Here is a 13,476-nt window from a genome sequence, read left to right as displayed (position 1 = left end):
TCCTGTTCAATAATTGTTGGTTTTACCGGAGTCATCATCTACTTAGGTTTGATGAAATTTAAAAACCAATCCTAATGAAACTTTGTTATCTTTTTATCTTTTGCCTCCCCTACTTTGTATTCTCCGCTCAAAAACCAATAGCTTCAAACATCCAATCGGTCACGGTCTACCTCAGTGGTGCACAAGTCACCCGCACAGCCAATTGCAGTCTTACAAAAGGAAGTAATGAAATCATCTTTACAGGCCTATCACACAAAATTGATGAAAGTAGCATTCAAGTTTCCGGCTTAAATGGTGTTTCCATCTTAACCATGGGGTACCAAATCAATTATTTGGACAAACGGGAAAGCCATCCAAAGGTAACCGCGTGGGAAAACGCAATTGCTTCTGCGCAACAAGACATTACTTTTTTAAAAAACAAAATAGCAGGGCTAAGTGAGGAAGAAAAGGTAATCACCACCAACCGCATGGTCGGTACGGACAATCAAGCGCTGGACCTGGAAAAGGTAAAGGAAATAAGTACCTATTACCGGGAACGGATTACGGCGATCAAAAACCAAATTTTCAGGACCAACCTAGAGATAAACAAGCATCAAACAACTATAAAAGACTTGCAACAACAGCTGGCCGAGGCTAATAACACCCCGGATACCCAGCAAGGGGAAATCGCCATTACCTTTGATGCCCCTATCGCCACAACCTTAAAGGTTACCCTTAAATATATGGTTAACGATGCGGGATGGGTACCCAATTACGATATCAAGTCCACGGGGCTAAACGCACCATTGAACTTGGCCTATAAGGCCAATGTGTACCAAAATACGGGGAAAGATTGGGAAGGTGTACGGGTTGTATTATCAACGGGAAAACCAGACTTTAATATCAGTAAACCCAAATTGGAAACTCATTATTTAGATTTTACATCTGCCTATTCCAAACGCTATTCCCATATCCAAAAGAAAAAAGGTTATTCCTACAACCCCAGTGTTAAAAAGGTGGCAGGAACGGTAACAGATGCCTCCGGACAACCTTTACCAGGTGTAAATATTTTAGTAAAAGGAACCCAAACAGGTACACAAACCGATTTTGATGGCCATTACGAATTAGAGGTGCCCTACGGACAAGAACTGAGTTTCTCCTATCTAGGGATGCACAATCAAGATATCCCCTTGTATTCGTCCATTATCAATTTAAGCTTAGAGGAAGACGCCAGTGCTTTGGACGAGGTGGTGGTTATGGGATATGGAACTTCTAGTTCCACTGGTATTACCGGAGCGGTTGGCAGTGTTACCACTGAAAGATTGCTTCAAGGCCGGGCAGCTGGGATACAAATTAGGGGGAGTTCTAGCCTAAGGGGAACTAATGCCAGAGCGAATTATCAGGAACTGCAACCCCTTTATATTATTGATGGCGTTCCCCTTGATGGCTATACTGAGGGTGATTTGGATGCCAGTGAAATTCAAAGTATTGATATCCTCAAAGGGGAGGACGCCACATCACTTTACGGCAGCCGAGGCACCTCTGGAGTGGTCATTATCACGACTAAAAAAAGTGATTCTGTAGAGGGGGCGACCAAAACGGAGTTTGTCATAAAAAAGACATATGACATTCCCTCGGATAATGATATCACTGCCATTGAAATCAACTCCTTTGCCCTACCTGCCTCCTACGAATATTTTGCCGCCCCCATAGTCAATGAAAATGTTTTCCTGACCACGAGCTTTACAGATTGGGAAAAACTACAATTGTTGCCAGGAGAGGCCAATATTTATTTTGAGGGTACTTATGCAGGCAAAACAGTGTTGGACCCTTACACTACCAAAAAAGAAATGGTACTCTCTCTAGGTATTGACCCCAATATCACTGTTAGCCGAAAGCAAGAACGGAATTTTAAGAGCAGGTCCTTTAGCGGCAACAATCGTATTCTAAACCGTAGGTATGTCATTGAGGTGAAGAACAATAAAGGTGTGGCCATTTCATTAAGGTTGTTGGACAGAATACCAAAATCCCAGAACAAAGACATTAAAATTGATGATATTTTGATAGATACGGCAGATTTTGATAGTAAAAAAGGACTTCTCACCTGGAAGTTGAACCTAATGCCTCAAGAAATTAAAACAGAAACCTTTGGTTTTCAGGTAAAATACCCGCGTGGGCGTTATATTTCATTATAGGTGGTGCTTCTCCGTGGGCAATTTTTATATCCTGCAGTCTTTTTATGAAGCATTGACGATGGGCGTTTTTAATAACAATCACATAGGATAAGGTTGTTTGCTTACATAAAAGTCTTTGTAGTTGTTTGTTATTCTGACTGTAGTGAATCCGGCTGCGAACAGGCAGGAAGCCCAATCATAAATGGACTGGACTACGCTTGCTTACCCAACCTAGGGATGCTTCGTGCCTCAGCATGACAACTGATGCGTTTATAAAAATCTTTGTAGTTGTTTGTTATTCTGATTGTAAGTAATCAACTGGCAAAGGGCGAAGAATCCCTTATAGACAGACTATAGTACGCTTGCTTACTCAACATAGGGATGCTTCGTGCCTCAGCATGACAAAAAGCAAGTACATAAAAGTCTTTGTAGTTGTTTGTTATTCTGATTGTAAGTAATCAACTGGCAAAGGGCGAAGAATCCCTTTTAAACGCACTACAGTGCTCCTGCTTACCCAACCTAGGGATGCTTCGTACCTCAGCATGACACATGTTGCGTACATAAAAATCTTTGTAGTTGTTTGTTATTCTAGTCGTAGTAATCTGTCTGGCAAAGGGCGAGCAATCCCTATCCTAAACGGACTACACTACACTTACTTACTTAACATAGGGATGCTTCGTGCCTAAGCATGACACATGGTGCGAACGTAAAAATCTTTGTAGTTGTTTGTTATTCTTGTCGTAGTAATCTATCTGGCAAAGGGCGAAGAATCCCTTATAGACGGACTACATTGCTCCTGCTTACCCAACCTAGGGATGCTTTGTGCTTTGCATGACAATTAGAACATGCCTACCAAGTTATTTTAAATTATTAAGAATGAAATCCAAAGTGGTATTGGTGTTCAATTTCTCTTGAAAGGAAAGACTTTTGTAGGTAATGGGTTCAACAAGCCCTAACTGCTTCATATAGCTCATGGACGGCTCACTGTCCAGAGCCACTTTACCAGTCAGAAGCATATCCATGGGCTTACCACTTTGGTAGCGTTTGTAAATTTTTCGCAGGCCACTTAAGTATAGTCTATCTTTAGTAAAACCTCCACCCCTATGTGCCCTTAGGGTAATGGCAAACGCATCGTCCCTATTCAGTTTATAATGCCCGTGAATAAGGTCAAACGTATCGGCAAAAGAGTACCCTTTTATCAGGCTGTCTGCCGCCATGACACGGTAGGCCAACTCTTTCAGCCGTTTTAAGGTCAATGCCCCACCCATATATTCACTCAAAACGGCCAAGCCTTCTTGGGTTTCCACATTTTTGGGTAATCCGTTGGAAAATATGGTCAATGGCTGCTTTAGACCGTTAAAGGTCGTGACCAGATGTACCCCAATTTCATGATGCGCCAAGGTCAAAAGCTGATTTTTACTGAACTTATTGTTCTTTTTGATAAAAAGGGTCTGCGTAGCATTGCTAACCATGGCAGCAGCAGAAATATGTACGGAGAACTTGATGTTCAAAGGAAAGTCATATTGCTTGGCAAATTGTTCAAAAAACGCTTTTGCCTCTTCTGCGGAAAAGACTTTGTCCATGTCCTCTCCCTGAGGCTCATCTGCATAATGCAAGATAAAACGGGCATTATCCACATCCCGCTCCGTTGGGGTTCCGTAGACCCGTAAAGAATTATAGTAGAATTTTTTGCCCCTTCCTATGGTCTCAATACACTGTATCATATTGGCATAGTAATAGACCACGTCTTGGTAAGATTTGCGTATGGTATCGTCCTGAATACGTTCCAAACGTTGCGAAAAAAACAACCGTTGCAATTTATAGGGGTCAAATTTTAACTTGGGATACTTAAACTCCGGTTCGTAGGTATACTTTGAGGCAAAAAAACGATGTTTTTCTTTTTCCGTATTCAAGGGATTTACGTAGCTCAACAATTCTATACGCTTCACCAATCGGTTTAAATTGGAATCGATATCAAACAAGAATGGATATTGCTGTTGTAAATCTGCTATAGGTGCTACAGGAATCATACGTGACTCATAAATTCTTTGGTCTGTAAAGGTATCAATTGTTTTAATTGGTCTTCCACCGTTTTTACAACTTCGGGAAAAATGATGCCCGTAAGTTCATCACAATAGATTTTTGAGATTTCCGTGGCCAGAACCAGGGTATTTGCAAAGTTTTGGGTAATGTATTTTAAGAAATGGCCATTGCCTTGAAAAGTATCATTGATAAGGGAGGTCTGTGGAAGCTTGTACGGCAGTTGGATGCTCCCCAATCTTTTACTCCAAGCCTCCACCATGTTTCCAAACCTGCCATTATCAATATTCGCAGTGCCAAGGTTCCATGTGGGTACTGCCCTGTCCCATCGCTTCCAATTGTAACTGTGCATGTCAAACACAATGGCTTTACCATATAGGTATTCCACTTTGTTGATTAAAGCGTAAACCACCTTATAAAAATTAGCGTGTTTCCTTAGACTTTCCCGCTTTTCAACCTCTGCAAGGGGGCTTTTCCATAATTGTTTCCCCCAGGCGGTATCAAAAATTGCAGTTTCCGCTGGGCGGTTTAGGTCATATTCAAAACGGCTATCCAACCCCGCAATCACTATGGGTTGGGTTTGCACCAACTGTTTGGTACAGGGATCTTCCTCATACCAGCGCTCATATTCCGTATGCAAACAAGTATCCCAAAGTGATTTTCTAAACTGATGCCCGTCATGCACCGCAGCGCAGACATAAGGTACGTATTCTTCAATCTTAAGGGTAAAGGAATAGTCATCCGCAACCGCCTCAAAGGGTTCTTGGCTCTCTATTTTGGAAACCATCTCCGCAACCGATAACCTAAGCATTTTCAACTTCGTTGCGTAGTCTAGACCTTCTGTTAAAAGCCTCCAATTTGTCCAACACCTTACTCTCTACAAAATCAATGACCTTGGCCTGGATTTTTGTTTTGTACACTTTGTTCATATAGGTAATACCGCCGGGAGACATCACATTGACTTCAACAAGTTTACCCCCTATGACATCAATACCAACAAAGTACAAGCCATCCTTTACCAATTTAGGCCCAATCTGTTTACAAAGTGCCTTTTCTTGTTTGGTCATGGAATGCTTGGCCACGGAACCGCCGGCAGAAACGTTGGAACGGTGATCGTCAGAACCCGGCACCCTTTTCATGGCGCCAATAGGCTCTCCGTTAAGTAACAAAATCCGAACGTCTCCTTGATCGGCACCTTCAATGTATTCTTGAAGTATCACATAGTTGGATGTTCCGTCAGAATTGGTCACATAAAAATCCAATAATGACTTAATATTGTTCATAGCGGATTTTTCTATCAAAATCACACCAGAGCCCCCAAAACCGTTCAATGGCTTTAATATCATTTTATCCGCTGGGGACTCTTTGATTTGGCGTACCAAGTAGTTCTTGTTTTTAGATACGTGGGTAACTGGGATTATATTGCTATGGCTATCTCCAAAAGCGGCCGTGTACAATTTGTTATTGGCTTCCCGAAGCCCTTGTAGGGAATTCATGATAAACACATCATCCTTGACCGAATCCAAAAAATTAAGCATTAAGGGATCTAGTGGCGGATTGGCACGCATAAAAATAACATCAAAACCTGCCAATGGAAGCATTTCTTCGCGAAGCTGTGCCTGTTTGTAAAAGGTTTTTAAATTGCTGGATACCTTTGCCATTCGGCCAATGACATTGCAGAAGGCATTGGTAACGCTATTTCTAATGGTCAAATTTGCAGGACTACAGGTTGCTACTCCATGCCCTCTTTTTACACATTCGTGTATGAGCGCGAGACTGGTGTCATTCTCTGGGTCTATTTCTTCCCATGGGTACATTAAAAAACAAATGTTCATACGGTGTTTTTAGAGGTGAATCACTAACCGTTGGCTTCGGTTTTTATGGCCACTATTAGCTTAGCCCAAAAGATATTGGTTATTTCCGATAACTCAAAATATTGGAGCTATCTGGCCGCCGTTTGTTTGAATTCTTTGGGCGGATATTCTTAAATCCGATTAGCAGACAACCTTTAGCTGTACATACTGGTATGGCGCAGGCTTATTTTACCTCCTCATAATGATCATCCCATTCCTTAACTTTTGGTTTCCCCAGTTTACCAACAGATTTGGCAACCACCATGGAAACGGTGGCATCCCCGGTGACGTTCACAACGGTGCGGCACATGTCCAACGGTCTGTCCACGGCAAAGATAAGGGCCAGGCCAATGGCCAATTTATCAGAAGGAAAACCTATAGCTTCCAAAACAATGACGAGCATCACCATACCCGCTCCCGGAACCGCTGCGGAACCAATGGACGCCAAAAGCGCAGTTAAGACAATGGTTAATTGGTCTCCCAAGGTAAGGTCAAAACCTAGGGCCTGTGCTATAAAAACGGCCGCAACGCCCTGATACAAGCTGGTCCCATCCATATTAATGGTGGCCCCAACGGGCAAGACAAAGCTTGATACTTCCTTGTCCACCCCAATGTGTTCCTCTACCCGTTCCATGGTCACGGGTAAGGTAGCGGCACTGGAACTCGTTGAAAACGCCAAGAGTTGTGCAGGGCTCATTTCTTTTAAAAACCAAAAAGGGTTCTTTTTGGTGACCAATGCGACCACAAAACCGTAAAACACGATCATCAGGAAAAGTCCTAGGACCACGGTACCCGCATATTTTAGCAAGGCCAGCAACAAATCAGGATCACTGGAAGATACCACGACCCCCGCCAGCAAGGCAAAAACCGCATAAGGTGCGGAAAGCATTATCAAATCCACCATTTTCAGTACTACATCATTTAAGGCATCAAAAAAGTCTTTAAGGGGTTTGGCACGTTCTTCCCCTATTAACAGCATGGAAATACCCAAGAATATGGTAAAAAAGATGACTTGGAGCATTAGACTATTGTCACTCATGGCTTTTAGCGCATTGTCCGGTACCATATCCACCAAGAACTGTAAGGGGCCACTGTCTTTCTGTTTCATGGCTTCATCCATCTTTTTGGCAACCCCGTCAGAACTGGCATAGGTTTCTGTCAATTTCTGCACTGTTTCCGCAGATATTCCGTCCCCCGGCTTGGCTATATTTACCAAAACCAGGCCAATGGTGATGGCGACCACCGTGGTAAGGACGTAGATTCCTATGGTCCTAAGACCTATGTTTCTGAATTTTGAAATATCCTTTAAATCGGAAATCCCTTTGACCAAGGAAGCGATGATCAGCGGAATGGCAATCAATTTCAGTAATTTCACAAAAATTGTTCCCAAAGGCTGAATCCAATCGTTTACAAAGTCCGGTCCTTGAGCCCAAAGGGTCATCAAAAATCCAAAAACGATTCCCAAAAGCATCCCAATGAGGATTTTCCAGTGGAGTTCAAGTTTGCGCATAGTTAAAATTTGTGGTGGAAGATACTATTAAATGCACTAAGTATAAAACCTAATGGCAATCCGCTGCCGAAGACCCTTTAAATAGGGTTGGTGAACGCATTGACAAAAGAGGTCTATCATAAGCTAGAGCCAGCAAAACCAAGCTCTCTGCATACAAATTTTAAACGAGCTGCTGCCTTCTGTTCAAAAACTACGTCCAGTACAATTTTCATATTTTATTTGTTCTGGCCAACAAACTATAATCTGCCAAAACCAAAGCGGTCATGGCCTCCACAATAGGCACTGCCCTAGGGACGACGCAAGGATCATGACGTCCTTTTCCCTGCGTCGTAACTTTATTGCCTTCTTTATCAATGGTATCGTAAGCCTGCAAAACCGTGGCCACGGGTTTAAAGGCCACATTAAAATAAATGTCCATTCCGTTACTGATACCCCCTTGCACTCCACCGCTAAGATTGGTCTTTGTGCTTCCATCGGCATTGAACTGGTCATTGTGCGAACTCCCTTTCATAGCAACTCCAGCAAAACCGCTGCCATATTCAAATCCCTTTACCGCATTGATGGATAGCATGGCCTTGCCCAATTCCGCATGTAGCTTGTCAAAAACCGGTTCGCCCAGGCCAACGGGAACATTTTGGGCAACACAGGTGATGACTCCCCCAATGGTATCCCCTTCTTTCTTTACAGCCTTAATGTAATCCTCCATAAGCGCAGCCATCTCTGGGTCTGCACAGCGCACGGCATTTTTCTCTATTTGGTTAAAATCGAGCTCTTGGTAATTTTTCTCGAGTTTCAGTTCACCTACTTGGGATACAAAGGCATTTATCCTCACATCCTTTAGAAACTGTTTTGCAATGGCACCTGCAACTACCCTACTTGCCGTTTCACGGGCAGAACTACGCCCACCGCCCCTATAATCCCGGAACCCGTATTTTTGGTCATAGACATAGTCTGCATGGGAAGGACGGTAAGAATCTTTGATATGACCGTAATCCTTAGATTTTTGATTGGTATTGTGAATGGCAAAACCTATGGGCGTACCCGTAGTTTTACCCTCAAACGTTCCGGAATAAATTTCAACGGTATCTGCCTCTTTCCGTTGTGTAACTATGGATGATTGTCCTGGTCTTCGCCGGTTTAATTCTTGCTGTATGGCATCTTGATCCAGTACGATTCCCGCCGGGCAACCGTCGATTATGCCCCCCAGGGCCCTGCCATGGGATTCACCAAAAGTGGTCAACCTAAACAAACTTCCAAAAGAATTCCCTGCCATACCTCATTGCTTAAAGTCCAAAGTTAATTTTTAAATGGGGTTTATAAAAGAAAGTGGGCCGTAAACTAGAACTCAGGTTTAAAGTTGGGTTTACAAGTGATTCACAACAACATTCCACCATAAGCAAACGGGAAAATTAATATTTCCCTAACATTGGAAAATTAGGCATCACAATTAGTTAACGATAATCTGATAATCTATTGACTTCAATTCATTTAACAATAAAAAAATAGGTGCGAATTTTGTTTTAAACTTATCGGTATTGAAAAAGCGAAGATTAGAAATTGCCGTAATCTCAGACGTACACCTTGGTACTTACGGATGCCATGCCAATGAGCTTTTGACCTACTTAAATAGTATTGCACCTAAAAAACTCGTCCTTAACGGGGACATTATTGATATCTGGCAATTTAGAAAACACTATTTTCCAGCCTCCCATTTAAAAGTGCTACGTAAGTTAATGGATATGGCCACAAAGGATACAGAGGTCATTTATATCACGGGCAACCATGATGATATGCTTCGCAAATTTGCCCCAACGGTAATGGGGAACTTTAAAATTTTAAACAAACTCACCTTAGAACTGGATGGAAAAAAAGCGTGGTTATTTCATGGGGACATTTTTGATGCGTCTATCCAGAATGCTAGATGGCTGGCCAAGCTTGGCGGATACGGTTATGACATCCTGATATTGTTGAACAGAGGCCTTAACTGGTTTCTCCAAAAGCAGGGTAAAGAAAAATACTCTTTAAGCAAACGTATCAAAAATGGGGTTAAAAATGCAGTAAAATATATTAAGGATTTTGAAAAAACTGCAGGTGATATTGCCATTGAAAACAATTTTGATTACGTGGTCTGCGGGCACATCCACCAACCCAAAAAAGAAGTGTACAATAACGGTCTAGGGGAAACTTTATACCTAAATTCTGGTGACTGGGTAGAAAACCTTACGGCCTTGGAGTATTCCTTTAAACGCTGGAAAATTTACCGCTATAATAACGACAAATTGGCCCCATTCTTTACGGACCAAGATATTAAGGAAATGGATATGAATGACATGATATCCGATACGTTACCAAACAAAACCAATAAAAAGGAGAGCGAGATTACCACCATAGAGCAGATTCTTTCCCTATTGAACGAGCAACGCCTGCCTTAAAATGCTAGCTGGATGCATGGCTTTCCTGCGAGTACCATCAAATATTTGATGCCGACAACTTGTGCCGTTTGCAGCAATGATTACCTTACGTTCCGATTTTCTTACCGCTGGAAATAGCTTAAGTTCCCCAATTTGCATACTAACGTCATAATGCTCCTTCTCATACCCAAAGGAACCCGCCATGCCACAGCATCCAGAGGCGATAATGGAAACCTTATAATTCTTTGGTAGATTCAAAACATCAAACGTTACTTTTTGATTGGACAATGCCTTCTGGTGACAGTGATTGTGAATTTTAATTTGTTGATGTTCTTGCGTAAATTGATTTTGGGTCAAACGTCCATGTTCCATTTCTTTGGCCAAAAATTCTTCAATCAAATAGGCATTTGCCGAAATTTGCTCCGCCAAGGACCTATCTTCCAACAGTCGCTTGTATTCATCCCTAAAGGATAGGATGGCCGATGGTTCCAGCCCCAAAACCGGTACCCCTCTTTGCGCAAATGCGGCCAATGTTTTGCTGTTTTTATGGGCCAAGGCCTTGGCTTGCCGTAAAAAACCCTTGGACAAATAGGTGCGTCCACTTTCTAGATGTACCAATTCTACATCATAGCCCAGTCCGACCAATAAGGATATGGCATCACGACCCACTTCCACATCCAAATAACGGGTAAATTCATCAATATACAGGGCCACTTTTTGTCCGTTCTCCTTACCCTTTTTAGCCGTTTTTAAAAAGGAATTGAAATTAAACCGGTACACCTTTGGCAAACTTCTTTTTGGGGAAACACCGGCTAACTTTTTTAAGGATGTGCCCAAAAATGAATCATAGACCGCATTGGTCACGGCAGATACCCTGCTTCCAAAAGCGTTGAGCCTAGTGTTATGCGCAAACAATTTACTGCGCAGGGAATACCCGTTGGTCTCTTGGTACTGGTACAAAAATTCCGCCTTAAGGGTGGCAACATCCACATTGCTGGGACATTCGCTGGCGCAAGCTTTGCAACTCAAACAAAGGTCAAATACTTCTTTAAGTTCCTTATGGTCAAAATTGTTGGGGCGATCTCCCTCGGTCAAGAACTCCCGCAACGCATTGGCCCTGGCCCTAGTCGTATCTTTTTCATTTTTGGTGGCGTGATAACTTGGACACATTCCGCCTGGCATATGGTGCGTTTTCCGGCAATCCCCACTACCATTGCACTTTTCGGCCGCTTTTAGGATGCCTTCGCTATCGGAGAAATCCAATAAGGTATTCACTATAGGTTCCTCCCGGTCTATTTGGTACCGGAGCGATTGGTCCATGGGGTAGGCATCAACAATTTTGCCTGGGTTGAAGATGTTTTTGGGATCAAAAAGTGATTTTATTTGTTTTAACAGTGTGTAATTGGCTTCTCCCAACATCAATGGGATAAATTCTGCCCTTACGATTCCGTCTCCGTGTTCTCCGCTAAAACTCCCCTGGTATTTTTTGGTGAGCTCGGCAACATCTGTTGTAATGGCCCTGAACAAACGTACGTCTTCAGATTTTTTAAGGTTAAGAATGGGCCGCAGATGTAGTTCACCGGCACCGGCGTGGGCGTAGTACACCGCACTTTGCCCGTAACCCTCCATAATTTGGGTAAATTCCCCAATAAAGGACTTTAAATCGTTAAGGGCCACTGCCGTATCTTCTATACAGGCAACGGCTTTTTTGTCCCCTACCATATTCCCCAAAAGCCCAAGACCCGCCTTACGAAGCTCAAAAGCCTTTGAAATATCGCCTCCAAATAACACCGGACTGGCATAGCTCTTACCCGTTTTGGCAATGGTGTTTTGGAGCGATGCTATGGCCTGTTGCAGTCCTGTATTCGTATTGGATTTTACTTCTAACATTAGAATCGCCGCTGGATCACCTTCTACAAAAAAACGGTTTTTAAGTTGTTGCCTATTGTTCTTGGTACAATCCAGAATCACCTTATCCATCATTTCACACATGTGCAATGGATGTTCCATGACAGGGGCAATGTCCGCTAGGCAATCCTCCAAAGTATGGTAGTGGGTGGCCACCAGAGCCGCCTTTTCTGGGGGCAATTCATCTAAGCCCAAAGTGATTTCAGTGGTGAAAGCCAAGGTGCCCTCACTGCCACTTAATAATTTACAAAAGTTGAAAGGTCCTTTATCCGTTCCAAAAACCTCATTGTGTAGCAGTTCATCTATGGCATAGCCGGTATTCCTGCGGTGAATCTCCGGCTTAGGGAATTCGTTTTTTATGCGCAGTTGCACTCCTTCGTCAGAGAGCAGATTGAACACTGTTTGATACAACTTCCCTTCTAAGCCGTCTATTTGCGTTTTTTCTTGAAACTCCCCTTTGCTGATGGGTCCAAATGTTGCTTCGTTTCCATCGGAAAGGATGGTTGTCATCGATACCACTTTATCACGGGTAACCCCGTATTGTATAGAGGTAGTCCCAGAAGAGTTGTTTCCCACCATTCCACCGATCATGCACCTATTGGATGTAGAGGTATTTGGACCAAAAAATAGACCATATGGTTTTAAATACCGATTGAGCTCATCCCGTATCACCCCGGGCTGTACGACAACTTGTCGTTTTTCTACGTCCAAATGCAAAATATTAGTGAAATACCTTGAGGTATCCACAATAATACCTTCACCAACGCATTGTCCTGCTAAGGATGTACCAGCCGTTCTAGGTACAAGACCTATATTATTTTCGTTGGCAAAAGCAATCAGTTTTCTAATGTCACCTATTGTTTTTGGGTAGGCGACCGCCAAAGGAATTTTACGATAAACTGAGGCGTCCGTAGCATAAAGGGCCTTAGTTAGACTATCATCTAAAAAATCACCCTCAAATCCTGATTCTAATGACTGAAATAAAATTTTCTGCAAAGTGAACAATTTTGGCCCCACTTTTGAGTTAAAAAAGCGATGAACAAAATTATCCTTAATTTTTAATTAATAGAACATCTTATGAAAAATACCACAATTTTTATGGTACTCTTGTTTTTAGGAACAATTGGGCTAAGCGCCCAAAGTATCTCGGAACATGCCCTTGGCCTTAGGCTTGGGGATAGTGATGGCTTTGGGGCAGAAATATCGTACCAGAAAGCCATTGGTAGGACAAACAGGGCGGAAATTGACCTAGGTTGGCGAGATAGCCGTGTATTTGATGCCTTTAAACTAACAGGGATTTACCAGTGGGTACAACCGCTGGATGGAAATTTTAACTGGTACTATGGTGCTGGTGGGGGTTTAGGCAGTGTATCTTTTGAAGACCCTTTTGTGGCAGATGACAACGATGGTGTTTTTATATTCGCTGCCGGAAATATTGGGATAGAATATAGTTTCGATTTCCCTTTGCTATTATCGCTGGATTTTAGACCAGAAATTGGTTTGGTAGGGTACGACGGTTTTGATGATGGCTTTGATTTTGATATTGCCCTTGGCATTCGCTATCAATTCTAACCTAATTTTAGTTTTCATCCAAACTTTGG

At 42.6% G+C, this 13,476-nt stretch carries 9 protein-coding genes; 3 read left to right on the top strand and 6 right to left on the bottom strand.

Annotated features, from left to right (window positions below):
- Window positions 1–74 precede the first annotated feature (74 nt).
- Window positions 75–2,174 (top strand): mucoidy inhibitor MuiA family protein, encoded by a 2,100-nt coding sequence (locus tag I595_RS01260; RefSeq protein ID WP_054557573.1) that lies wholly within the window; start codon window positions 75–77, stop codon window positions 2,172–2,174.
- Window positions 2,175–3,010: 836 nt separating this feature from the next.
- On the opposite strand, the gene I595_RS01255 is transcribed toward I595_RS01260, so the two are convergent.
- The 5 genes from I595_RS01255 to aroC form a co-directional block, all read right to left on the bottom strand.
- On the bottom strand, window positions 3,011–4,183 hold the full coding sequence (locus I595_RS01255; protein WP_054557572.1) for a flavohemoglobin expression-modulating QEGLA motif protein: 1,173 nt from the start codon (window positions 4,181–4,183) through the stop codon (window positions 3,011–3,013).
- Complete coding sequence (locus tag I595_RS01250) at window positions 4,180–5,004, bottom strand: N-formylglutamate amidohydrolase (RefSeq protein ID WP_054557571.1); 825 nt, start codon at window positions 5,002–5,004, stop codon at window positions 4,180–4,182. Before I595_RS01250 ends, I595_RS01255 begins: the two co-directional genes overlap by 4 nt.
- Window positions 4,997–6,028: a glutathione synthase gene (gshB, locus tag I595_RS01245; protein WP_083467452.1), complete on the bottom strand. Its 1,032-nt coding sequence runs from the start codon at window positions 6,026–6,028 to the stop codon at window positions 4,997–4,999. The genes I595_RS01250 and gshB overlap by 8 nt, the downstream gene beginning before the upstream one ends.
- Before the next feature lie 202 nt (window positions 6,029–6,230).
- Window positions 6,231–7,556, bottom strand: coding sequence for a dicarboxylate/amino acid:cation symporter (locus tag I595_RS01240; protein ID WP_054557569.1), 1,326 nt, complete (start codon window positions 7,554–7,556; stop codon window positions 6,231–6,233).
- A 208-nt stretch (window positions 7,557–7,764) separates the two neighbouring features.
- Window positions 7,765–8,829, bottom strand: coding sequence for a chorismate synthase (gene aroC / locus I595_RS01235; protein WP_054557568.1), 1,065 nt, complete (start codon window positions 8,827–8,829; stop codon window positions 7,765–7,767).
- Window positions 8,830–9,091: 262 nt separating this feature from the next.
- Here aroC and I595_RS01230 point away from each other — a divergent pair, with 262 nt between their 5' ends.
- Window positions 9,092–9,988 carry a UDP-2,3-diacylglucosamine diphosphatase gene (locus tag I595_RS01230; protein WP_054557567.1) on the top strand — a complete coding sequence of 299 codons (897 nt, stop codon included), beginning with the start codon at window positions 9,092–9,094 and terminating at the stop codon, window positions 9,986–9,988.
- Here I595_RS01230 and I595_RS01225 read toward each other — a convergent pair.
- Window positions 9,962–12,871 carry an FAD-binding and (Fe-S)-binding domain-containing protein gene (locus I595_RS01225; RefSeq protein WP_054558002.1) on the bottom strand — a complete coding sequence of 970 codons (2,910 nt, stop codon included), beginning with the start codon at window positions 12,869–12,871 and terminating at the stop codon, window positions 9,962–9,964. The two genes, I595_RS01230 and I595_RS01225, sit on opposite strands and share 27 nt — an antisense overlap.
- Before the next feature lie 81 nt (window positions 12,872–12,952).
- On the opposite strand from I595_RS01225, the gene I595_RS01220 reads away from it, so the two are divergent.
- Complete coding sequence (locus tag I595_RS01220; RefSeq protein ID WP_054557566.1) at window positions 12,953–13,447, top strand: hypothetical protein; 495 nt, start codon at window positions 12,953–12,955, stop codon at window positions 13,445–13,447.
- Window positions 13,448–13,476 lie beyond the last annotated feature (29 nt).

Origin of the sequence: Croceitalea dokdonensis DOKDO 023 (genome assembly GCF_001306415.1) — a bacterium.
Taxonomy (GTDB): Bacteria; Bacteroidota; Bacteroidia; order Flavobacteriales; family Flavobacteriaceae; genus Croceitalea; species Croceitalea dokdonensis.
This window is presented reverse-complemented; position numbering and strand designations above follow the sequence as displayed.

Coding starts and splice junctions, on each gene's coding strand:
- I595_RS01260 (WP_054557573.1), top strand. CDS start 75: ATGAAACTTTGTTATCTTTTTATCTTTTGCCTCCCCTACTTTGTATTC.
- I595_RS01255 (WP_054557572.1), bottom strand. CDS start 4,183: ATGATTCCTGTAGCACCTATAGCAGATTTACAACAGCAATATCCATTC.
- I595_RS01250 (WP_054557571.1), bottom strand. CDS start 5,004: ATGCTTAGGTTATCGGTTGCGGAGATGGTTTCCAAAATAGAGAGCCAA.
- gshB (WP_083467452.1), bottom strand. CDS start 6,028: ATGAACATTTGTTTTTTAATGTACCCATGGGAAGAAATAGACCCAGAG.
- I595_RS01240 (WP_054557569.1), bottom strand. CDS start 7,556: ATGCGCAAACTTGAACTCCACTGGAAAATCCTCATTGGGATGCTTTTG.
- aroC (WP_054557568.1), bottom strand. CDS start 8,829: ATGGCAGGGAATTCTTTTGGAAGTTTGTTTAGGTTGACCACTTTTGGT.
- I595_RS01220 (WP_054557566.1), top strand. CDS start 12,953: ATGAAAAATACCACAATTTTTATGGTACTCTTGTTTTTAGGAACAATT.